The following is a 22,742-nucleotide window of genomic DNA, read 5'->3' as shown; positions in this document are numbered from 1 at the left end:
AATCTCCTCGATTGCAGGATGGATGTCTAACCGCACCAGTATAAAGCATCAAAGCAACCTCCGCACAAAGGGCACCGACCTACTCATTGGGGACAGACTTAAATGACCAGTCTTTGGGGACCTTCTTAATTTAAGGCTGGTCATTTAAGTCTGTCCCCAATGAGTAGGTGCGGAAAGGGTGTGAATGTTTGATTTACGCGCTATGATGTGCCCTTGCATAGAGAACCCGGCGGAATGGTAACGGTCGCCGGGACACGTTTTTTGAAAGGACAATCATGTCGGAAGAACTTCGTTCCATCCCGCCCCAACACGGGTCCTTTGTCTTTACGTCGGAGTCGGTGACCGAAGGTCATCCCGATAAGATCGCTGACCAGATCAGCGACGCCGTCCTCGACGCAATCCTCGCCAAAGAAATAGAGCTGCAGGAGCAGGGCTACATCGCCCCCAACGGCGTGCCTGCCAACGTGGAGAACGTCCGCTGCGCCTGCGAGACCCTCGTGACCACCGGCACCGTCATCGTCGCCGGCGAGATTCGCACCCAGGCCTACGTCGACGTACAGGAAATCGCCCGCGGCGTTATCCGCCGCATTGGCTACAACCGTGCCAAGTTCGGTTTTGACTGCGACACCTGCGGCGTTATGAGCCTCATCCACGAGCAGTCGCCCGATATCGCCCAGGGCGTTGACGAGTCCTTCGAGACCCAGACCGGCGCTACCACCGACCCGATCGACCTGATCGGTGCCGGCGACCAGGGCATGATGTTCGGTTATGCCTCCAACGAGACCAAGACCCTCATGCCCATGCCCCACTACCTGGCAAGCCGCCTGGCCGAGCGCCTGGCCGTCGTGCGTCACGACGGTACCCTCGCCTATCTGCGTCCCGACGGCAAGACCCAGGTCACCGTGCGCTACGAGGACGGAAAGCCCGTCGAGGTCACGACCATCGTCATCTCCACGCAGCACGCCGCCGAGATCGAGGACATGGGCAAGATCAAGGCCGACCTCATCGAGCACGTCATCACCCCGGTCATGGCCGCCGAGAACATGCCATGGGACAACGCGGACATCTACGTGAACCCCACCGGTCGCTTTGTCGTGGGCGGCCCCATGGGCGACACGGGCCTCACTGGCCGCAAGATCATCGTCGACACCTACGGCGGCTACGGACGTCACGGCGGCGGTGCCTTTAGCGGCAAGGACTGCACCAAGGTCGACCGATCCGCCGCGTATGCCGCGCGCTGGGTCGCCAAGAACGTGGTCGCCGCCGGCCTGGCCGACCGCTGCGAAGTCGAGCTTGCCTACGCCATCGGCGTTTCCAAGCCCCTCTCAATCATGGTCGACACCTTCGGTACCGCACATGTTGCCGAGGACAAGATCGTCGAGGCCGTAGAGAAGACCTTCGACCTGCGCCCGGGCGCCATCATCCGCGACCTAGACCTGCGTCGCCCCATCTACGAAAAGACGGCAGCCTACGGTCACTTCGGCCGAGAAGACGCCGACTTCACCTGGGAAAAAACCGACCGAGTCGAAGAACTCAAAGCAGCCTGCGGCCTGTAAGCTAACTCGAAAAGCTACAGCCAAAAACAACGCACCAAAAGAAGTACCGGCCCCAACCGGTACTTCTTTTTTATTTAAACGGTGGTGAAGATGAGCCTACCTGGGACATGGAATAAATCACAGGCCGATAAATTTTGCAGCAGAGCGACTCCAGCCATGTATCCTAAGTTCCGAGGGCTTTGGTATTTGGTCGGTCGCGAGTTCCGCACGAGCCGGAGGCCACTTAATGTGGCCTCCGTGCGAGCCAGGACTGTAGAGCAGGCGACCAAATACCAAAGCCCTCGGAGCGACGGGACAAGTATGCCCCGCCCCTCGGAACGACGGGATAGAACAGGAGCACCCATGGCAGGCAAGCCGCAAACACTAGCTACGACCTCGGCATTCGAAATCTTGGGCCCCGTCATGGTCGGCCCCAGCTCATCGCACACCGCCGGCGCCCTGCGGTGCGCCCAAGTTGCCGCCAGCCTGCTGGAAGGCCGCATCACCAAGGTCACCTTTGGCCTGTGGAACTCCTTCGCCCACACCTACCGCGGCCACGGCACCGATCGTGCGCTCGTCGCGGGCATCCTGGGCCTCGACACCGATGACGAGAACATCAAGCAGGCCTTCGACCTCGCTCGGGAGCAGGGCCTTGAATATCACTTTGACATCAAGGGCGACGACGCCTCCATCCGCCCCAACACCGTCGACATCGACATGGTCGACGACACGGGCGCCACGGCACAGGTCCGCGGCGAGAGCCTGGGCGGCGGCAAGATGCGCATCAGCCGCATTAACGGCGTCGGCGTCGACATCTCGGGCATGTATTCCACGCTCTTCGTGGTGCACAAGGACGTCCCCGGTGTACTCGCCGCGCTCACCAACCTGCTCGCCTACGCACACGTGAACATCGCCTTCTGCCGCACCTACCGAACCGAAGTGGGCGGCCAGGCCTACTCCGTCTTTGAGACCGACGGCGCGCCCGACGACACCGTCGTCCCTATGCTGCGCAAGCTCGACAATGTCGATTACGCAACGTTTATCGAGCTCCCCGGTTCTGTCTCGTCGCTCTCCCCCGGCGTCTCGGCCAAGGAAATCTTCGACGACGGCGAGCAGCTGCTCGATGCGTGCGAGGAACTGGGGCTCAGCATCGGCGCCGTCATGGCCGTTCGCGAGGCACGTCTGACCGGCGAGGCCCACGCCGTCGCTGCTATGCGCCGCGTGCTCGACGTCATGCGCGAGGAGACCACGGCCCCCATCGCCAATCCGCAGCGTTCGCTCGGCGGGCTTATCGGCGGCGAGGCCAAGCTTGTCGAAGCCACCGGCCGCAACGATTTGAGTGCAAGCCTGATGGGCCCCGTTCAGACCGACGCCGTGGCCCGCGCGATGGCCGTGCTTGAGCGCTCCGCCACGATGGGAGTGATCGTCGCCGCCCCAACGGCTGGCTCCGCGGGTGTCGTGCCCGGCTGCGTGTTGGCGCTCGCCGATCGCCTGCAGCTCGACGACGAGCAAGTCATGGACGCGCTCTACTGCGCAGCCGCCATCGGCCTCAACCTCACCACGAGTGCCTGCGTCGCCGGCGCCGAGGGCGGATGCCAGGCCGAGGTGGGAAGCGCCGCCGCCATGGCAGCCGCCGCGCTGGTGCAGATGCTCGGCGGCACGCCCGAACAGGCGCTCGACGCCAGCTCCATCGCGCTGAGTAACCTGCTGGGCCTCGTTTGCGACCCCGTCGGTGGCCTTGTCGAGGTGCCCTGCCAAAACCGCAACGCCATCGGCGTGGCAGCGGCCTTTAGCTCGGCACAACTCGCCCTCGCAGGCATTAAGAGCCTGGTGCCGTTTGACCAGATGGCACATGTCATGCTCTCGGTGGGTCACGCGTTGCCGGCCACACTGCGCGAGACGGCAAAGGGCGGCATCGCGCAGGCTCCGGCCGCACTTTCGGCCTGTGCAAAATGCGGTGTGTGCGGATAGCGACAAAGAACGACTCAAAGGTGGGACAAATGTCCCACCTCTTTTGAATGCCACCGTTTCCGTACCACAAACAGCAGGGCAATCGCTATAATGCAAGCCCAGTAAAAACACGATGAACCGCAAGGCGAAAATCGAAGGATATGCATACGATGTCGCAAAACGATCGAACTCAACTGATTCCCGATCCGCAGCAGCCGAGCAGGCACACCGGAGGCGTTCAGTCGCCGCGTCCTATCGCGCCGAGCCACGGTCAGCAGCGTAGTGCAGCAAACGTTTCCCAACGCCCGAACCAACAGCGACAGCAGCGTCAACAACGTCAGCAGCGCCAGACAAACGGCAATGCGCCCAAGCAGCCCCCCACGCACGCTCGAGGCGATCGCGGCCCCGCGCGCAAACCCGCCGAGAACAATAAGTCGGGCAAAAAGACGACGCTCTTTGTCGTCCTGGGTCTAATCGTCATTGTCTATATCGTAGGCGTCGTAGCATTTTCTCAGGTAGCCTACCCCAACACCACCATTGCCGGCGTCGATGTCTCGTTCTCCAACGCTTCGTCTGCCGCTACCAAGGTCAATTCGGCATGGAAGCACTATAAGCTCACCGTGACAGGCGATGACTTTAGCTGGACCTATCAGCCCGAGTCCGATGAGCCCATCGTCGACGGCGAAGCTGCCGCAAAAGAGATCATCAGCCACAACGAAGCCTTTGCATGGCCGGTCCGCCTTGTGGAATCCTTAAGCGGCAAGACCAAAACAACTGCTACCTCCAACGAAGTCGATCTTGATCAAGACGTCGACCTGTCCATGCTCTCCGACACCTTTGACCAAAAGAAGTTTGAGAAGGATCTGGGCACCGCCATCGACGAGTTTAACGAGGGGCGTTCGGGCACGTTCGAGGCCAATAGCTCCTATGACGAACAGGCCGGCAAGTTTACCGTCGAGAAGGCGCGCTCCAACGAAAAACTCAACCGCGAGCATGTCATTAAATATGCCGAGCTCGAGCTTGCCTCGCTGGCCGAGACCGTAGATCTTTCCAAGCTCGGCAACGATGCCTATGAGCCGCTCAATGGAACGCTGACCGATGATCAGATTCAGGCCGCATGCGATGCCGCCAACAACTTCCTGGGCGTCAACGTGACCCTCAAGCTCAACGGCGAGGATGCTGGCAAGGTTGATGGCAGCTCCGTATTGCAGTGGATCAGCTTTGCCGATCCGGCCAACCCAACGCTCGATACGACGCAGATCAGCAGCTGGGCAGCCGAGCTCGCTAACGGCTTTAATACCGTGGGCTCCACTCGCTGGTGGACGCGCGCCGATAGCAAGCAGTGCGCCGTCGAAGGCGGTGACTTTGGTTGGTCCATCGACAGCAGCTCGCTCGCCAAGCAGGTCGAGGACGCCATTAACAACAAGCAGACTGGCGAAATCGAGATCAAGTACTCCCAGAAGGCCGACACCTTTACCGCAAAGGGAGAGCCCGACTGGAAGGCGTATATCGACGTCGACTTGTCCGAACAGCACGCGCGCTACTATGACGAGAGCGGAAATATCGTTTGGGAGGCCAACTTTATCTCGGGCAAGCCGGGCGAGGACGCCACGCCCGAGGGCGTCTGGCAGATCAACAGCAACGACGGCGGCAGCACCCTGATCGGAGCCAAGGACCCCGAGACCGGCAAGCCCAAATACGAGAGTCCGGTGAGCTACTGGATGCCGTTTGAGGGCAACATGATCGGCTTCCATGATGCCACCTGGCAAAACGACAAGAGCTTCGATAACGCCGAGTCGTACAAATGGTGCGGCAGCCACGGCTGCATCAACCTGCGCCTGGCAGACGCCAAGGCACTTCACGACTGCATCAAAGTCGGCCTGTGTGTGGTTGTCCACTCGTAGTGCAACGCGCACATTCATACAACGTGGAACCGCTGCGACCAATCTAACAGTTCCGAAAGAAACCGTCTTATGCGCCCGCCTCAACCGGTGGGCGCATATACTTATCGAGGTACTTTCTATAAAGGAGACGCTATGCCGAATGTCCCCACGACCACCCCGGGCCCGGATGATACCGAGCACACGCTCGAAGATGTCACCGAAACGATTCCTCTGATTACAAACGTACATGCCGATAAGCAGAGCGGACGCGCGAACGATGCGACCGAGATTTCCGATGAAGAGGCATATGCCAAGCTCAAGGCAAAACGTGCCGAACGTCGACGCAAAAAGCTCATCCGACGCGGCATTGCGGCCGGCGTCGTGGCCGCCATTGTGCTCATCGCCGTTGTCGTGACCCTGGTTATCAATGCGCAGCCACAGGGCACTAGCGGGCCTGTGACCGACATGGTGACCGAGGGCACGTTTACCACAACGGTCGAGGCGAAAGGCCAGCTCAAACCAATTTCGTCCTCAGTGGTCTCCCCTTCTGTCGACGGCACGGTCGATTCGATCAACGTGCAGGCGGGCCAATCCGTCAACGAGGGCGACGTGCTTATGACCATTAAAAACGACGAGCTCGATCGCAACGTTGCCGAGGCACAGCGTGCAGTTGCTGCCGCTCAAGAAGACCTCGCTAATGCGAAGAAAGCCGCAGCTGCCGCTCAGGCCACCCCAACGACGGACGTCGATGGAGCTTCCGCAGCGGCTGGCGTCTCCGACGCATCAGCGGACACGAACGCCGTATCGGCCGCGCAGCGCAGCCTCGCTTCGGCCCAGGCAAACCTCGATCAGGCGAACGCCAAGGCCGCCAGCCGTACGGTCACGGCCCCGAGCTCGGGCAGCATCGTGGAGCTCAACGCCAAGGTGGGCGCCACGGTAACAGGCGGCATGATTATGGGCGAAAGTGATACGAGCGGTGGCAAGCAGTGCATGCAGATCGCCGACCTATCCAAGATGAAGGTGACCGTACAGGTGGGAGAAAAGGACATCGCCAAGATCGCCGTTGGGCAGAGCGCCAACGTCACGTATCCCGCGTTTCCCGATATCGTGAGCCAGGGCACCGTCACGGCTATCGCGTCGGTGGCAAACTCCGACGCCGCTAACGGTGGCGGCGGCAGCGTAACCTTTAACGTCGACATCCTCATCGAGGCGCCCGACGCGCGCCTGAAGCCGGGCATGACGGCCGAGGTCTCGGTGGTGACCGAGCAGCTCGACGACGTGGTGATGGTGCCGACGATGGCGCTCATGACCGAAGACGGCGAACACTATTACGTCAACGTGGCAACCGATGACGAGGGCAAACAGACCCGCCGCGTGAAAGTGACCGTCGTGACGCAAAACGACAACGAAGCCGTAGTCGGCAAGACACAGGTCAAGCGCGACGACCAGGGCAACGAGATCAACCCTAACGTGCCGATTACCAAGCTGCGCGATGGCGACACCCTCGTCATGGACACCGGAGCGGACGCAACGGCTGACGGCGGCTACAGCACGGATTCGGGCAGCATGTCTGACGACGAGGGCATGTAATGCGTCCCGTTATCGACATCCGCAACGTGCACCGCATCTTTGAAAGCGAGGCAGGTTGCGCCCACATCCTGCATAACGTGAGACTGGCGGTAGATCCCGGCGAGTTCGTCGCCATTACTGGCCCCTCGGGCTCGGGCAAATCAACCCTCATGAACATCCTAGGCTGCCTGGATAAGCCGACGGCGGGCGACTACTACCTGCAAGGGCTCAACGTGGCCGAGCTCGATGATGACGAGCTCACCGAAGTCCGCGCCCTGAGCATTGGCTTTGTCTTTCAGAGCTTCAACCTGCTGCCGCGCCTGTCGGTTATCGAAAACGTGATGCTGCCGCTGGCCTACACCAATGTGCCCCGTAGCCAGCGCGAGATGCGCGCCGTGCACGCGCTGCAGGCTGTCACGCTGCCCGTCGACCACTGGGACCACCGCATATCCGAGCTCTCGGGCGGCCAGATGCAGCGCGTCGCAATCGCGCGCGCCCTCGTCAATGATCCGCCCATCATTCTGGCTGACGAGCCGACGGGAAACCTGGACTCCGCTACCGGAGCGCTTGTGATGGAGACCTTCCATAAGCTCCAGAAGCGCGGCAAAACCATCGTGCTTATCACACACGACCCCGGCATCGCCGCCGAGGCCGACCGTGCCGTGACCATCCGCGACGGTCGCATTCACGACGGCGCGTATATTCCACATGCACCGCGGACCCTGCGCAGCGCCGTAGATAGCCTGCCCATGATTTCCGCCTCCGCCAACCCGCCGAAAGGAGAGATGGCATGAGCGCCCGCGATCTCATCCAGGAAGCCCTTCACTCGCTCGAGGCCAACAAGGGGCGCAGTCTACTCACCATCCTGGGCATTGTCATCGGCATTGCCTCGGTTATCGCCATGACTTCGCTCATCGGCGGCATCCAAAACAGCCTGGTCAACAGTCTGGGCCTCAATGCGGCACGCATGGTGCAAATCTATTCGTCGCAAGAACTCACCGATTCTGACGTTCAGAAGCTTCAAAAACTGGTGCCGCAAATAGAGCAGATCGGAATTGTCGACAGCGCGTACACCGAGTACAAGACCGGCGATAAAAGCTATACCGTCATGGCACAGGGTGTCGATAGCAACATGCTCGACGCCGTGGGGGCCAGCAAGCTCGTTGCGGGGCGCACCTATTCCCAGGCCGAGTCCCAATCGGGCTCGCGCGTGGCGATCATCAGCCGCGGCGGCGCCGATCAGCTTTACGGCAACGAACAGGATGCGCTGGGGAAAACCATCAAGGTGGCCAACGGCGAGGTGCAGATTATAGGCGTGATTGATGGCGGCAACGACTCCATGGGCTCGCTCACGCTGTATATGCCGCGCGAAACCATCTCAGGCCTGTTTGGCGACGAAAATCCTTCATTCCCCAGCGTGACGGCTCTTGCCGCCGAGGGCACAGACATGGACGAGCTTTGTAAGACCATCGAGTCCAAGGTGCGCGCAATGAAGGGCATCGCGGAAGATGATGAGTACGACAGTGTATCGGCGACCTCCATGAAAAGCGCCATCGATGCACTCAACTCCTTTATGGGCGCGTTCTCGCTCATCATGGGCGCTGTCGCCAGCATCTCGCTGCTTGTCGGCGGTATCGGCATTATGAATATGATGCTCACCAACGTGACTGAGCGCATCCGTGAGATCGGCATTCGCCGTGCCCTGGGCGCAAGTCGTCACGATATCACCGCGCAGTTTTTGGCCGAGTCCTCGGCGCTGTGCGTCACCGGCGGACTGTTGGGTGTCCTGATTGGCTATCTGCTGGCATGGGGACTCACGTTCTTTGCCGCAAGCTCGGGCATCATGAGCGAGTTTGGAGCTACCGGGACGATCACGCCAAGCTTCTCCATTACAACAGTGTTGATCGCGTTTGCCGTATCGGTCGGCATCGGCGTAATCTTTGGCTTCTACCCCGCTCGCCGTGCAGCAAAGCTCGACCCGGTGGAATGCCTACGCTACCAGTAAGCCACCACCAACAAGTTGCGGTGAATTAGGGACTGAATATGCTATTTAGCAGCAAAATCAGACGCTATTTCACCGCAACTTATTGAAGGGCTGCTTGCGCCAGTTCCGTGCGTCGTCCTCGAGCGATTGGCGGATGACAGGCTTGTACGGGTCGAGCTTGCTCGGGGCGCTCCTCCTCGCAGGCGGGAGGGCACGCATGCGCGGCGAGCGCCTAGCGCGCGAACTCCCGTAAGAGCGCGTCTTCCACTTCCCTAAGCGAAAGGGCCCCGCCTCCCTCGGCGGGACGGGCGACCACGATACAGCGCGCTCCCACGTCGCGCGCGGAGGCGATCTTCTCGGCCGTGCCGCCTACGGTTCCCGAGTCCTTGGTCACAAGCCACTGGGCGCCCACCTGCCGAAGCATCGCCTCGTTGAGCTCGCGGGTGAAGGGCCCCTGCATGCCGATGACGTGCGACGGCGAAAACCCCGCGTCGATGCACTTCGTTATAGCACCGGGCAGAGGGAGCACACGCACGAAGAAGCGCTCCGCGAAATCGGCGACGCGCGTGTAGGGAGCAAGCTCCTTGCTCCCCGTCGTGAGAAGCGCGCGACCCGGGTTCTCGGAGAGAAAGCGCGCCGCGCAGGCGATCGACGCGACCGACACGACGCCTTTGGGCAGCACCTCGACCGGGCGCGCAAGGCGCAGGCATCGTGCACCCACGGCGAGCGAAGCGGCCCGGATGTTGCCGCTTGCGAGCGTAGCGAAGGGGTGCGTGGCGTCAACGACGATGCGCGCGCCGGAAAGCTCACGCTCCATGTCGGCCTCGTCGAGCCTGCCCGCATGCACCTCGATGCCCGGAAGCTCGCCCAAAAGCTCGCCTCCGTACTCGGTTGCCGCGTAGGCACGGGCGGGGATTCCCGCCCCGCTCGCCCATTCGCACAGGAGGCGGCCCTCGGTGGTGCCGGCGAAGATGCGCAGCGCCGGCGCGGATGCGGGGGCCGTCACTTCGGGCCGCCTGGGCGCGTGATCTGGTAGAGCAGCGCGTTCATAATGGCGGCCGCCACGGTCGAGCCGCCCTTGCGACCCCTCGCGACGATGGCCGGCACGCGTCGCGCGAGTAGCTCCTCTTTCGCCTCGACCACGTTCACAAACCCAACCGGCACCCCAACGACGAGCGCGGGCGCGATCTTCCCCGCGTCCATGAGCTCGGCGAGGCGCAGAAGTGCTGTGGGAGCGTTGCCGACGGCCACGATGAGCGGACCCTCGATGCCGCAAGCTTTGTCCATGCTCGCAACGGCGCGAGTCGTGCCCGCGGCGCGCGCCGTTGCGGCGACATCCGGGTCGGCCATAAAGCACACGGCCTGGCAGCCGATCTTCGCGAGCGCGGGCTTGCTTATGCCTGCGAGCGCCATGTTCGTGTCGGTGAGCACCGTGGCCCCTGCGCGCAGTGCGTCGAGCGCACAGTGCGCGGCGTCATGGGTGAACACGAGGGAATCGGCGTACGAGAAGTCGGCAGTGGTGTGGATGACGCGCTTCACGACGGGCTCTTCGAGCGGCGGGAACGTGCGGCCGCCGAGCTCTTCGGTGATGATTTCAAAGCTGCGCCGCTCGATGTCGCCGGGCGCCATCTCCTTGGAATCCATCTAGTACTCCACTCCTTCCCTTGCACATATCCCCTGCTCGTAGGGGTGTTTCTCGCACCGCATCTCGGTTATGTAGTCGGCCTTCTCCACGATCTTGCGGGAAGGCGCGCGCCCGGTGAGCGCTACTTCGACGCCGCGCGCGGACATATCGAGCGCGCGGTCCACGAGCGCCTCGTCGACAAGCCCCTTCGAAAGCGCGTCGAGCGCCTCGTCGAGCACGAGCAGCCCCTCCTGCGCGCCCTCGAGCTCGGCGAGCGCGGAAGCGAGGTTCCCATCGTGCAACTCGCGCGTCGCGGCAAGTTTTTCCGACGTCATGGACCAGGTAAACTTGTCCGACGCCTTCCCCGCGAACACGGGCACGCCGAAATGCTCGGCGAGCAGGCGCGCCTCCCCGCTTTCGCCGTCTTTCAGGAACTGCACAACGACGACGCGGCGGCCTGCGGCGAGCATGCGAAGGGCGAGCCCCATCGCCGCCGTGGTCTTGCCTTTGCCGTCGCCATGATACACGTGGATCATACGCCCTCCTCGATAATGCGGTAGACATACTCCATGTCGAGCGCCCCGCGCACGGAGTCGGCCAGGCGGTCGAACTCGCGCGCACGGTGATCGGACGCGGACACCGCGCCCTCAGCACCCACGACGCTCTCGGGCAGGCCGCGCATGCGCGCGAGCGAGCGCGCGAGGGCGAGTGCCACCCCCGGTTCGTCGAACAGGCCGTGGAGATAGGTTCCGAACACGTTTCCGCAGGCCGCGCCTTCTGGTTTGCCGCCAATCGTGCCCGCAGGGGCGCAGGAGACGGTCGTATCGCCGTCGTGAATCTCGTACCCGCGCGCCGTCATGCCGTTCCACACCGAGAACGCGCCTTGGGCGCCCGTGATGCGCAGCTCCGACTGGGCGAGGCGCTTTTCCTCCTTGAACACCGTATTTGCAGGGATGAGCCCGAGCCCGCGCGCGGTGCCAGCGCCTTCCCTGCCGTGCGGGTCGGAAAGCTCGTCTCCCAAAAGCTGGTAGCCTCCGCATATGCCGAGCACCGGCGTGCCCGCGCCCGAAAGCGCGCGTACACAGGCTCCGATGCCGCTAGCCGCAAGCCAGCGCGCGTCGTCGAGCGTGGACTTCGAGCCGGGAAGCACCACCAGGTCGGGTCGGCCCAGATCGGTCGTCGAGGAAACGTAGCGCACGCCCATGCCGGGCACGCGCGAAAGCGGGTCGAAGTCGGTGAAGTTCGACAGATGCGGAAGGCGCACGACGGCGACGTCGATGACGCCGCGCGCCTCGCGGGCAGATAGGCGCGGCGCGAGCGAGTCCTCGTCGTCCAGGTCGAGCGTAAGAAACGGCACGACCCCCACGACGGGAACCCCGCACATCTTCTCGAGCGGGGCCAAACCCGGGCGGAGGATTTCCACATCGCCGCGGAACTTGTTCACAACAAGCCCCCGCAAAAGCGCGCGATCCTCGGGCGCAAAGAGCGCGACCGTGCCGTAGAGCTGGGCAAATACCCCGCCTGGGTCGATGTCGCCCGCGAGCAGCACGGGGGAGGACACGGCGCGCGCGAGCCCCATGTTGACGATGTCGTTTTCGGCAAGGTTGATTTCGGCGGGGCTGCCGGCGCCCTCGATGACGATGACGTCGTTTTCCTCCGCGAGCGAATCGAACGACTCCAAAATCTGCGGCATGAGCGCCTTCTTTCGCGCGAAGTAGTCCCTCGCAGCGAAGGCTCCCTGCGCCTTGCCGGCCACGATGAGCTGGCTTCGGTGGTCGCTTTCGGGCTTGAGCAGGATGGGGTTCATACGCACGTCGGACACGATGCCACACGCCTCGGCCTGCATGATCTGGGCGCGCCCCATCTCGAGCCCGTCGGCCGTGACACCGCTGTTGAGCGCCATGTTCTGGCTCTTGAAGGGAGCCACGCGCAGGCCGTCCTGCGAAAGCACACGGCACAGCCCCGCCGCAAGCAGGCTCTTCCCCGCGTTCGACATGGTGCCCTGGATCATGATGGGCTTCGCCCTACCCACGGGTATCGACCTCCTTCGTCGAGCCTCGGCCATACGCGCCCGCCATAGCGCCGCTGCAAGAAGCGCAGCCCCGTTTGTCGGGTTCGCCTTCGCCCGATGCGCCTTCCGCCCGAAGCGCGCGGCCGAACGCCATCGCAAGCCGGGCATTCTCCTTGCGCGTGCGCACCGCGACGCGGCACCAGAAACGGGACAGTACCGAAAACGAGTCGCACGTGCGGACCAAAACCCCCTGTTTATACAGGCGCTCGGGGATGTCTTTCGCCGGTGTCCGGACTAAAAGGAAGTTCGCATCCGACGGCACGACGGAAAGCCCGAGCGAGGAGAGCTCGTGGGAAAGCCACGCTCGCTCGCCCGCCAATACATCGCGCGTGCGCGAGACGTATTCGACGTCTTCCAGGGCGGCGATACCCGCGGCCTCGGCGACCGAGGAGACGGGCCACGCCTGCCCCGCCCGGCGAATCCCCTCGAGGAGTTGGGCGTTTCCGCTGATCAGATATCCTAACCGCAACCCCGCCATTCCGTAGAGCTTGGTGAATGCGGAGAGCACGGCCACATGGCGCGAACACGCGGCGCGTGCGGCCACGCTCCTTTCGCGGGCGTCGGGCGCAAATCCGAGGAAGCACTCGTCCACGACGAGCAGCGCGCCCACCTGCTCGCAGCGGCAAGCCGCGGCATCGATCACGCGGGGGTCGACGAGGCGCCCCGTCGGGTTGTTCGGATTGCAGATATACGCCACGTCTCCCGGCCCCTCGATCGCGCGGGCGAAGGAGGCGGGCACGTCGAAGTCGTCCGCTTCGGAGAGCGGGAACTCCTGCACGCATGCGCCGTAGTACGATGCCGCCTCCGCATATTCAGAGAACGTCGGCGCGCACACGACGATGCGTTTCGGGCGCACCGCCGCGGCGAGCCGCCAAATGATGTCGGACGCGCCCGCGCCGCAGACGATAGTATCTTCGGGAATGCCCTGGGCACGCGCTAGGGCGCGAACGAGGGCGAGGCTTTCCCTATCGGGGTAGGCGTCGATTCGAGAAAGCGCCTTGCAAGCTGCGGCAACGGCGCGCGGCGAGGGGCCTGCCGGATTCACGTTCACCGAGAAGTCAATGAGGTCGGAGGCGCCCCCTTCGCAAGCGATGCCGAGCGATTGCGTGCTACCCCCATGCGCACGGGCGCGCAGGATTCCCCCGGCAGCCCGGGACGCGGCGTGGTCTTCCCTCATACCATCGCCCCCACGGCGAGCACGACCGCCGCGCGTGCGGCACCGAAGACGACGAGCGCGCATACGGACGCGGCGAGCATGAGCCTAGTCGCCCGGGCGATGTCGCTCCACTCAATTTCACGGGACGCGTCGCCTATCGTCGGTTTCTCAACGAGCTTGCCGAAATACACCGCGGGTCCTGCCAGGCGCAGCCCGAGCGCGCCCGCACACGCTGACTCGGTCTGCGCCGAGTTGGGGCTCGCATGGCGACGCCTGTCGCGGCGCCAGATGCGCGCCGCCCCGCGAGCATCGAGCCCGACGATCGGGCACACGGCGATCATGAACAGGGCCGATAAGCGCGAGGGAATCCAGTTCACCGCATCGTCGAGGCGCGCCGAGGCGCAGCCGAAGTCGATGTAGCGCTCGTTTTTGTAGCCCACCATGCTGTCGAGCGTGTTCACCGCCTTGTACGCCATGCCCAAGGGCGCACCCCCGATCATAAGGTAGAAAAGCGGCGCGATGACGCCGTCGCTCGCGTTCTCCGCCACCGTTTCCACGGCGGCGCGCGCAACGCCCTGCTCGTCGAGAACAGACGTGTCGCGTCCCACGATGAGCCCGACGGCTTCGCGAGCCGCGACAAGGCCGCCCTTCGAGAACGCGCGGGCCACGGCCAGGCTCTGGCGGCGCAGCTCGCATGCCGCGAGAATCTGATAGCTCGCCCATGCCTCGGCCACGAAGCGCAAGCCGGGGTGAACCATGCCGCAAAGATGCAGGATTCCCAAGGTCAAAAGCCCACACGCAAGCGGAAGCGCCACGGCGAGCACAAGCCCTGCGGCGCGCGTGCCCGCGGACGTTTGCGGGAATGAGCCCCGCAGGCGGCCTTCGGCCCACGTGATCGCGCGCCCCATGGCGACAACGGGATGGGGAAGCCAGCGCGGGTCGCCGAAGGCAAGGTCGGCTGCGAACCCGGCGGCGGCGGCAAGAATCGTCATCACCGGGCATCGCCCCCCGAAGCGGGACGAACGTCGCGAAGGCAGCGCCCATCCCAGGTGGCGGCCCATGCGCCGCCCGGCTCGGTATGCACGTCGAAATATCCCATTTTCGGGACAGCTAGCTCGGAGAGCAGCGCTTTCACGGTACCCGCGTGAACGACGAAGACGGCGCGCCCACTCCCCTGGGCGCGCTCCGATTCGCACGCCTCCCGAAACGCCGCGACGACGCGGCGGGTGAAATCGCTCTTGCCCTCGCCATGCGGGCAGCGCGTCTCGCACCAGGAGTCTACCCAGGCGCGGTAGCGCACATCCTCTTTAAGCTCGGCGGCGCTTCGCCCCTCGAAGTCGCCGAAATCCATCTCGCGCAGACCGGGGCACGCCATAAGCTCCGCGTTCGGGAAGAGGATGCGCGCCGTCTGGTCGGTGCGGGCCATGCCGCTCGTGATAACACGGAACATGTCACGATCGCACGCGAGGTCGCGCAAAGCGCGCTCGCCCGCGCTCGACAGGGGCTCGTCGGTGCCCGCCCCGCTGTAGCGATGGTCTTCCGTGCCCGCCGTGGCACCATGGCGCACGAAGACGACTTCCAAAGGCGCGCCCGCGCCCTGCGTCCCTCGAGGCGCATCGGCAAGGTTTCCTTTGATGACCTGGGGAATCCCGCACGTCATGCGCACGACGACGTCGGCACGCGCAGCGAGCGCGCATCCTAAGCGCCCCGCGCGCTCGCGCCATTGGGCGTCTTCCGCACGCATGGGGACGACCCCCGAGCCGACCAAGGGCAGAATTACTGCGTCGAAGCCAATCAGCCGCTCGAGCGCCCGGTCTGCGTCGAGCGCGCGTACGAGCTCCTCAGCACGGTACGCGACACGGCCGGCAAAAGCCGCGGGCACGCCGCCCTCCGCAAGCTGCGCCGCATCGACGAAATCGTCCGCCGCGAACCCGAGCTTTTCGCGCACGAAGGTCCTCTTCCCCGAATGCGCGCCACCTACCACGAGAATCATAGGAGCATGCCCCCCGCCACCAGCATGGCAAGCATCGCGAGCTCGGCCCATTGCAGAAACCATCCGGCCAAATCCCCCGTCACCCCGCCGAAGCGGGACAGGGCAACATGGCGGTACCACGCGAGCGCCAAAAGCCCCGCCACCGCCATAAGGACGCCGACGGCCTGAGCGCACGCGACCATCCCTGCAGCCGAAGCCGCGGCGAAAGCGCAAAGCGGCACGACGATCGCCGCGCGCTTCTTCGCAGGCGAGAGCCCCGCGGCCATGCCGTCCGCCCGCGCGGCAGGCCAGCATTCTACGGCGAGCCCCGAAAGCGCGCGGGAGAACACGAGCGAGCACAGAAGCGCGAGGAACGCCCCCGCCGTAAGCGGCAGCGCGGTGAACAGGGAAAACTGCAGAATAAGGTACACAACAACACCGATGACCCCGAAGGCGCCCGCCCGCGGGTCGTGCATGATCTCGAGCTTTCGCTCGCGCGGGGCCCAACTTGCAAGCGCATCGGAGGTGTCGCAGAGCCCGTCTAGGTGGATGCCTCCCGTCACCGCCACAGGCAGCGCCGCGAGCACGGCCGCGACGATGGTCGCGGGTACGCCGAGCAGGTTCGCCACGTACCCCCACGCCGTCATGAGGAAGCCTTCCGCAAGGCCCACCAGGGGAAACGCGGCAAGCGCATGGGTTGACCCGAAATCGGTCCAGGCCGATTTCGGGACGGGGATGCGCGAGAACGTTCCGAACGCCGCGCCGATTGCCTCTGCTATCTTCACCTTATAGGTCCTTCGCCTTTCATCCACACGGGAATCCCGCATACCACTTCGACTGCGCGGTCGGCCAGCGCCACCACACCCGCGTTCACGCGCGCGAGCGCGCGCCTCCATGCCTCGGTCCCCTCATCGTAGCGCATCCCATCGGCGAACACGTCGACGGTGACCACCACCGTATACGCAGCGGCCTGAGCGAGCCGTTCGATGCCTCCGAGCACCTCGCGCGCCGCAGCGTCGGGGTCACGTGGGGACAAGCCGCCTTCCGCGAAGAGCTCGTTCGCAACCAGGTTGCCCACGTCCTCCAAAAGAAGCGTGCAGCCGCACGGAAGCCCGGGCACTGCGGCGCCCACGTCACGCGTGCGCTCGAGGGTGGAAAACCCCTTGCCCTCGCGCAGCGCCCGATGGCGCGCGATGCGGCGGGCGCCCTCTTCCCCGAAGGGCTCCATCGTTGCCAGGTACACGCGGGGGCCGTCGTGCCCGAGGCACAGGGACTCGGCATAGGCGCTCTTGCCGCTCGCGGCGGCGCCGATAACGAACGTCACCGTCATTTCCCAGCCTCGAAATGCTCGTAAGCAGCCATGCCAGTCGCCGTGAACGTCTTCCCATCCCGGTACACGCGCAGCGCCGAATCCAGAAGGGGCAGATACGCCATGGCGCCCGCGCCCTCGCCCAAGTGCATGCCTGCGTCGAGGGGTGCCTTTATGCCGAGCTCTCGAAGGAGCTCCCGGCTTGCGGGTTCGCTTGATGCGTGGGTGCCCACGAGGTAACCTAAGGCGTTGGGGCACAGGCGCGCCGCGCACAGGGCCGCCGTGCAGGATATGACCCCGTCGAGGAGCGCCGGCGCCTTCGAGGCCGCGGCCCCCAGGTAGAAGCCGCACATCGCCGCAATGTCGAAGCCGCCCACCTTCGAGAGCACATCGATCGGGTCGGCGGAATCGGGCGAGTTCGCATCGATAGCGCGCTCGACCACGTCGCGCTTGCGCGCGAGCGAGGCGTCCGAGAGCCCCGCGCCGCGCCCGACGAGGCTCCGCGCGTCCGCCCGGATGAGCACTGCGGCCACCGCCGCCGAGGTGGTCGTGTTGCCGATACCCATCTCGCCCGCGGCGAGAAGGCGCACGCCGGCGCGGGCAAGCCCGCACGCGACGGCGATTCCGACCTCGATCGCGCGCACGGCCCCATCGCGAGACATGGCGGAGCCGTGCGCGATGTTGCCGCTCCCCCGCCGCACGTTCGCGCGCACCATGCGCGCGTCTTCTATGCCCCGGGCCATACCCACGTCGACGGGCACGACCTCGGCACCCGCGAACGCCGCCATGCGGCAGGCGCTCGTGGCCCCCTCGCACATGTTGCGCGCGACGGCTCGCGTCACGTCTTGCCCGCTTTGCGACACGCCCTCGGCAACGACCCCGTTGTCGGAGAAGAATACCGCGAGCGCACGGGGAAACTCAGCCACATCGACGCTCCCCTGAGCTGCGGCGATACGCGCGACGGCGTCTTCAAAGTCGCCCAATCCCCCCAAGGGGTGCGCGATGGAGTCCCACGCGGCGTACGCGGCGGCGCGGGCGCACTCGTCTGCGGGCGCGATCCGGGAGAGCGCGGCTTCGAGCACGGCGCCCGGCGCCGAAGAGAACGCGCGCTCGACTTCCTCGCGGATGCAGGCAAGCGCGGTTTCGGTTGCTTCAGCCATGCCGTCTCCTCTCTGCGAACGACGCTGCGGCAGACGCGAACGCGCGCGCAACGTCGGGGTTCGCAGGATAGTACACATGCGGGAAGCCCGCAACCAGGGACGGGGTGGTCGTCATGCACGGCCAGCCCTTGTCGCGCCGGGGCTTCTGCGCCCAGAAGTCGCCGCCCGGGCAGGTGGACTGCCAGTAGTGGAACTCGTGCGCACGGATGCGTGTGCCGCGCGGCCCGTAGAGCCCGTCGCGTTGAGAAGTGAGCTCCACGTACCCGAAATGGGACAGCCTTCCCCCGTTCTCGCTTGAGCCCTCAAGGGCGCCCGCAACAGGCCAGCGCCGCCCCTCGCTATCGGCGATTTCGTGCTGCAGGTACAGAAACCCACCGCATTCGGCGACCGTCGGCATGCCGGATTCCACCGCGCGCCGCACCGCCTCGCGCATCGGCGCGTTCTCGGAGAGCTGCCGCGCATGGAGCTCCGGGTAGCCGCCTCCCAGATAGAGGGCGCTTGTCCCCCGGGGCAAATCGCTATCACACAGGGGGCTGAAAAAGGCAAGCTCGCAACCCAGGTCCTCGAGCGCGCGCAGGTTCTCCTCGTAGTAGAACGAGAACGCCTCGTCACGCGCGACGGCGACGATGGGCCGCGCTCCCGCGATCGGCTCCAACCGGTAAGGTTCCTCGCGGATATCGGGTGCCGTCGCCGCTATTTCGAGCAAGCGGTCGATGTCGACGCTCTTTTCCACCAGCTCGGCCATCTTGTCGATGCGCGCGGAGAGCCGCTCGACCTCGTCGGCGGTCACAAGCCCCAGATGCCGGCTTTCGAGCGAGAACGCCTCGTCGGCGGGGATATTCCCCAAAACCGCGACGCCCGTGTGCTTCTCGATCGGAGGCGCCGCGTAGGCGCAGGCAGCGGCGCTCGTCTTGTTCAGCACGACACCGCGCACGTTCGCACAAGGCAGGAACTCGGCGATGCCGCGGATTACGGCGGCGAGCGATAAAGACGCCCCGCGCCCGTTCACCACTAAAATGACCGGCGTTTCCGTGTCGCGAGCAACCTGGTAGCTGCTCGCGTCGGCCACGCCGGGTGCCATGCCGTCGTAGAAGCCCATGACCCCCTCGAGCACCGCGACATCCGCGCCCGCGGCGCCGCGTGCGAGCAGGGCGCGCAGCGTCGGGGCGTCGGTGAAGAAGCCGTCTAAGTTACCCGAGCGCGCGCCCACGACGCGGCGATGAAAGAGCGGGTCAATGTAGTCGGGGCCGCATTTGAAGGCCGCGCATGCAAGGCCGCGGCGCGCGAGCGCGCGCAGGAGCGCGCACATAACGACCGTCTTGCCGCTCCCGCTCGAGGGCGCAGCGACCATGAAGCGCGGGATGGACGTGCTCACCGGGCACCGCCTTCCCCACCTGCACCACGCGCGCTGACGAGGAACACGGGATTTTGCGCCTTCATAAGATGGTGCGAGCCTACAGCCTCGGCGCGGGCGGCCGACACCTGGCACGCCTCGAACCCCTTAAAGCGCGAACCCGAGAGGAGCGCGCACGCCTCGGTGAGTGTCTCAACGGTGACGCATGGCACGCACAGGCGAACCTGCGAATTCTTCTCGAGCGCCGCCTCCACGATGGAGGGAAGCTCGCCCACGCTCCCGCCGACGAACACGGCGTCGGGGACGGGCAGTTTCGCGAGCGCTTCGGGGGCGACACCGGGGACCGCATGCACGTTGCCGCACCCGAATGCATCCGCGTTCTCTCGGATGAGCCGCACGCCGGCCGCGTTGCGCTCGACCGCCCATACCGATCCCGCTCGCGCGACGAGCGCCGCCTCGATCGACACGCTCCCCGTGCCGGCGCCGACATCCCACACGGTGTCGGTCGCGGTAAGGCACAGCTTCGCGAGCGCGACGGCGCGCACCTCCTGCTTGGTCATGGGAACGTCGCCGCGGATGAAGAGCTCGTCGGGAATGCCCGAGGAAGCGTACGGCCAGCGAGAGCTCGCGGCACGGGATGCGCCCGCAGAGTCCGCCGCGGGCACAGACGCGCCGGCCGGCGCCTCGGAGGCTGCGCTAGAGCCCTCAGGCGACCCGGCGCCGCCTGCGAACTCGATAAGCATCACGTTCAAGTCGTCGAACGTCTGACCTGCGATTTCACTTGCGGTCGCGCAGGTAATGCGCTCGTCGGGGTACGACAGGCGCTCGGCCACCGTCACGCGCGCGTCCCCGAAGCCCGCATGCACAAGCTCACCCGAAAGCCGCGAGGGGTCTTCCCCGCCCGACGTGACGAGGAAGAGTTCACCTGCGCGCTCGGCCTCGGCCACGATGTCGCACGCCACGCCGTGAGCGCTCGCGAAGCGCCAATCCTGCCATGGACACGCAAGGCGCGCGGCGAGATACGACGCTGAGCTTATGCCGGGAACGACGCGCACGTCCACCTGCGCGTCGCCGGAGAGCGCCTCCACCAGGCGGCGCGCGCCGCTGAACAGCCCCACATCGCCCGTCATCACGACCACGGCGCGCCGCCACGACGCCGCATCGGTGAGCGCGGCGACGATGTCCGCCGTCTTCACGAGCTCACATCTCACCACGTCGGGCGGCACGTCGATGCCGGCAAGCGCGCGATGAGCGCCGATGACCACGTCGGCGAAGTCGATAGCGTCGAGCGCCGCGCGCGAGAGCAAGTCGGGGTTTCCGGGCCCCGCCCCGATGATCGTTACCTTTCGCATGGAATCTCCCGATACCCGCGTGGCGTGACCATACGGCCGCCTACGAGCTTCGTGTCCGCGTTGCCGACGAACACGGTGGTGAACATGTCGGCGTCGATCTCCCCCAGCTCAGAGAGCCTGCACATGCCCGACTGCTGCCCCTCGCGCCCGATGTTGCGTACCCAGCCGCAGAGCGTGTCGGGGGCCTTCCATTCGAGCATAATCTTCGCCGCGCGTGAGAGCCTGTCGGCGCGCTTTCTGCTGCGCGGGTTGTACAAACAGATGCAGAAGTCGGCGCTCGCCACGGCGGCGAGCCTGCGCTCGATGACCTCCCATGGCGTGAGCAGGTCGGAGAGCGACACGACCGCGAAGTCGTGGGCAAGCGGGGCGCCGAGCACCGCCGACCCGCTCTGAGCCGCGGTGGCCCCGGCGATAACTTCCACGTCTACATCGGGGTAGTCCTCCGCAAGCTCCAGCACGGGGCTCGCCATGCCGTACACGCCCGCGTCGCCGCTGCACACGAGCGCCACGGCGTCTCCACTCTGCGCGCGCGAAAGCGCAAGGCGGCACCGTTCGACCTCGTGCATCATCGGCGTCGCGAGATGCGCCGCGTCGGGCACGGCGGCGAGCGCGAGCTCCACGTATTTCGTGTAACCCACAACGACGTCGGACGCCTCGAGCGCACGCCGAGCCGCAATCGTCATGCCGTCGGGGCCGCCCGGGCCGATTCCCACCACGAAGAGCTTTCCCATCACCGCTCCTTAAACGAAAGTTTAATAGTTACCTTGGAAAACGCGACGGTCACGCCGCCGTGAGCGAGCTTCGGGAAGATAAGTTTGCCCCCCTCCGCGAGCGCTGCCCGCTCGCACACGTTGTCGACCCCCACCGTCGCGCGCACGAAATCAGATGGCGAAACGCTGCCTTCGACCTGCGACAACTCCTCTGCGGAATACGTCGCAAGCGGGATATTGCGCGCGCAGCAGAAGGCGAGCAGACCCTCCTCGTGCGCCTTCACGTCGATCGTCGCCGCCTCGCGCACGGCCGAAGGCGAGATACCCACCTGCCCGCACGCGAGAAGAAACGCCTCCTCGATCGCTTCGGCGCACGCACCGCGACGGCATCCTATGCCCGCAACGATGCAGGGCACGACAAGGCGAAGCGGCTCGGGCGCAGGCGCCTGCGCCCGCACGCCCGCCGGCTTCCCCGTCTCACCGGCGGGCACGACCTCGCCCGTTGTCTCCGCCGCACGAACGGACGCACCTGCATTCGCGCCAGCGAACGGCGACACGACGATATCGGCCCGAGCGCGGTCGGACGCAATGTCAACCCCCTCAGGCGGCTGTCCCGAAATCGGCATGTCGGAATAGAGCGCCACGCGCCCGCCCGAAAGCAGCCGCGCCGACACTCGCTTGATGGCCTCGGAATTCGAAACGGCGAGCCCCGCACAGCGCGCCCACGTATCCACCGCCCACACGCCGCGGACGTCGGTCGCCGTGGTGATGACGGGGATGGCCCCTGCCGCGCGTGCCACAGTTTGCGCAAGCTCGTTCGCACCGCCCAAATGCCCCGACAAAAGCGGGACGGCAAAGCGCCCCGCCTCGTCGATCGCCACAACCGCGGGATCGTTTGCCTTCGAGGCGACATGCGGCGCGATCGCCCGCACGGCGATGCCCGCCGCGCCCACGAACAGAAGCGCGTCCGACGCTTCCCACGCGAGCGCCGTCCATGCGCGCAGGTCGGCCTTCCCCTCGCCGAACCCGCGCGAAACGGAAACGTCCCAGCCAGGGTCGTCTTCACCTGTCTGCGCGCAATCGGAAAGCGCGTGTGCGGTGCGCACCGCCAAC

Annotated in this window: 20 protein-coding genes; 6 read left to right on the top strand and 14 right to left on the bottom strand. The window is 65.3% G+C overall.

Annotated elements, in window-relative coordinates; translation table 11 throughout:
• Positions 1 to 275 precede the first annotated feature (275 nt).
• The 6 genes from metK to I2G40_RS07625 all read left to right on the top strand — a co-directional run bounded on the left by metK (position 276) and on the right by I2G40_RS07625 (position 8,942).
• Positions 276 to 1,556: a methionine adenosyltransferase gene (gene metK, locus I2G40_RS07650; protein WP_195544702.1), complete on the top strand. Its 1,281-nt coding sequence runs from the start codon at positions 276 to 278 to the stop codon at positions 1,554 to 1,556.
• A 342-nt stretch (positions 1,557 to 1,898) separates the two neighbouring features.
• Positions 1,899 to 3,506: an L-serine ammonia-lyase, iron-sulfur-dependent, subunit alpha gene (gene sdaAA, locus I2G40_RS07645; protein WP_195544701.1), complete on the top strand. Its 1,608-nt coding sequence runs from the start codon at positions 1,899 to 1,901 to the stop codon at positions 3,504 to 3,506.
• A gap of 149 nt (positions 3,507 to 3,655) precedes the next feature.
• Positions 3,656 to 5,389 carry a L,D-transpeptidase gene (locus I2G40_RS07640; protein ID WP_195544700.1) on the top strand — a complete coding sequence of 578 codons (1,734 nt, stop codon included), beginning with the start codon at positions 3,656 to 3,658 and terminating at the stop codon, positions 5,387 to 5,389.
• 132 nt (positions 5,390 to 5,521) lie between these two features.
• Entirely contained in the window at positions 5,522 to 6,958 is a 1,437-nt protein-coding gene (locus tag I2G40_RS07635) for an efflux RND transporter periplasmic adaptor subunit (protein WP_195544699.1), read from the top strand.
• Positions 6,958 to 7,731: an ABC transporter ATP-binding protein gene (locus I2G40_RS07630; RefSeq protein ID WP_195544698.1), complete on the top strand. Its 774-nt coding sequence runs from the start codon at positions 6,958 to 6,960 to the stop codon at positions 7,729 to 7,731. The genes I2G40_RS07635 and I2G40_RS07630 overlap by 1 nt, the downstream gene beginning before the upstream one ends.
• A complete protein-coding gene (locus I2G40_RS07625) occupies positions 7,728 to 8,942 on the top strand; it encodes an ABC transporter permease (RefSeq protein WP_195544697.1) in 1,215 nt (404 codons plus the stop codon). Before I2G40_RS07630 ends, I2G40_RS07625 begins: the two co-directional genes overlap by 4 nt.
• Before the next feature lie 211 nt (positions 8,943 to 9,153).
• Here I2G40_RS07625 and cobK read toward each other — a convergent pair whose 3' ends face one another.
• From cobK to I2G40_RS07555, 14 genes are read right to left on the bottom strand one after another with little or no spacing between them, the layout of a single operon-like run.
• Entirely contained in the window at positions 9,154 to 9,927 is a 774-nt protein-coding gene (cobK, locus tag I2G40_RS07620) for a precorrin-6A reductase (protein WP_195544696.1), read from the bottom strand.
• Entirely contained in the window at positions 9,924 to 10,565 is a 642-nt protein-coding gene (locus I2G40_RS07615; RefSeq protein ID WP_195544695.1) for a precorrin-8X methylmutase, read from the bottom strand. Before I2G40_RS07615 ends, cobK begins: the two co-directional genes overlap by 4 nt.
• Positions 10,566 to 11,081, bottom strand: coding sequence for a cob(I)yrinic acid a,c-diamide adenosyltransferase (locus I2G40_RS07610; RefSeq protein WP_195544694.1), 516 nt, complete (start codon positions 11,079 to 11,081; stop codon positions 10,566 to 10,568).
• Entirely contained in the window at positions 11,078 to 12,577 is a 1,500-nt protein-coding gene (locus I2G40_RS07605) for a cobyric acid synthase (RefSeq protein ID WP_324252586.1), read from the bottom strand. The genes I2G40_RS07610 and I2G40_RS07605 overlap by 4 nt, the downstream gene beginning before the upstream one ends.
• Complete coding sequence (locus I2G40_RS07600) at positions 12,570 to 13,793, bottom strand: pyridoxal phosphate-dependent aminotransferase (protein WP_195544692.1); 1,224 nt, start codon at positions 13,791 to 13,793, stop codon at positions 12,570 to 12,572. Before I2G40_RS07600 ends, I2G40_RS07605 begins: the two co-directional genes overlap by 8 nt.
• Positions 13,790 to 14,764, bottom strand: coding sequence for an adenosylcobinamide-phosphate synthase CbiB (gene cbiB, locus I2G40_RS07595; RefSeq protein WP_195544716.1), 975 nt, complete (start codon positions 14,762 to 14,764; stop codon positions 13,790 to 13,792). The genes I2G40_RS07600 and cbiB overlap by 4 nt, the downstream gene beginning before the upstream one ends.
• The gene (locus tag I2G40_RS07590) at positions 14,764 to 15,720 is read right to left on the bottom strand and encodes a histidine phosphatase family protein (protein ID WP_324252585.1); all 957 of its coding nucleotides are present in this window, start codon (positions 15,718 to 15,720) and stop codon (positions 14,764 to 14,766) included. Before I2G40_RS07590 ends, cbiB begins: the two co-directional genes overlap by 1 nt.
• Before the next feature lie 41 nt (positions 15,721 to 15,761).
• Positions 15,762 to 16,529 (bottom strand): adenosylcobinamide-GDP ribazoletransferase, encoded by a 768-nt coding sequence (locus I2G40_RS07585; RefSeq protein WP_195544690.1) that lies wholly within the window; start codon positions 16,527 to 16,529, stop codon positions 15,762 to 15,764.
• The gene (locus tag I2G40_RS07580; protein ID WP_195625051.1) at positions 16,526 to 17,074 is read right to left on the bottom strand and encodes a bifunctional adenosylcobinamide kinase/adenosylcobinamide-phosphate guanylyltransferase; all 549 of its coding nucleotides are present in this window, start codon (positions 17,072 to 17,074) and stop codon (positions 16,526 to 16,528) included. The genes I2G40_RS07585 and I2G40_RS07580 overlap by 4 nt, the downstream gene beginning before the upstream one ends.
• Positions 17,071 to 18,213, bottom strand: coding sequence for a nicotinate-nucleotide--dimethylbenzimidazole phosphoribosyltransferase (gene cobT, locus I2G40_RS07575; RefSeq protein WP_195544688.1), 1,143 nt, complete (start codon positions 18,211 to 18,213; stop codon positions 17,071 to 17,073). Before cobT ends, I2G40_RS07580 begins: the two co-directional genes overlap by 4 nt.
• Positions 18,206 to 19,588: a cobyrinate a,c-diamide synthase gene (locus I2G40_RS07570; RefSeq protein ID WP_324252584.1), complete on the bottom strand. Its 1,383-nt coding sequence runs from the start codon at positions 19,586 to 19,588 to the stop codon at positions 18,206 to 18,208. Before I2G40_RS07570 ends, cobT begins: the two co-directional genes overlap by 8 nt.
• Complete coding sequence (cbiE, locus tag I2G40_RS07565; RefSeq protein WP_195544687.1) at positions 19,585 to 20,919, bottom strand: precorrin-6y C5,15-methyltransferase (decarboxylating) subunit CbiE; 1,335 nt, start codon at positions 20,917 to 20,919, stop codon at positions 19,585 to 19,587. Before cbiE ends, I2G40_RS07570 begins: the two co-directional genes overlap by 4 nt.
• Positions 20,907 to 21,650, bottom strand: coding sequence for a precorrin-3B C(17)-methyltransferase (gene cobJ, locus I2G40_RS07560; protein WP_055286472.1), 744 nt, complete (start codon positions 21,648 to 21,650; stop codon positions 20,907 to 20,909). The genes cbiE and cobJ overlap by 13 nt, the downstream gene beginning before the upstream one ends.
• Positions 21,650 to 22,735, bottom strand: coding sequence for a cobalt-precorrin 5A hydrolase (locus I2G40_RS07555; RefSeq protein WP_324252591.1), 1,086 nt, complete (start codon positions 22,733 to 22,735; stop codon positions 21,650 to 21,652). The genes cobJ and I2G40_RS07555 overlap by 1 nt, the downstream gene beginning before the upstream one ends.
• Positions 22,736 to 22,742: the final 7 nt, after the last annotated feature.

The organism is Collinsella aerofaciens (genome assembly GCF_015558785.1).
Classification (GTDB): domain Bacteria; phylum Actinomycetota; class Coriobacteriia; order Coriobacteriales; family Coriobacteriaceae; genus Collinsella; species Collinsella aerofaciens_P.
The sequence above is the reverse complement of the archived record's forward strand: the minus strand, read 5'-3'. Positions and strand labels throughout refer to the sequence as shown.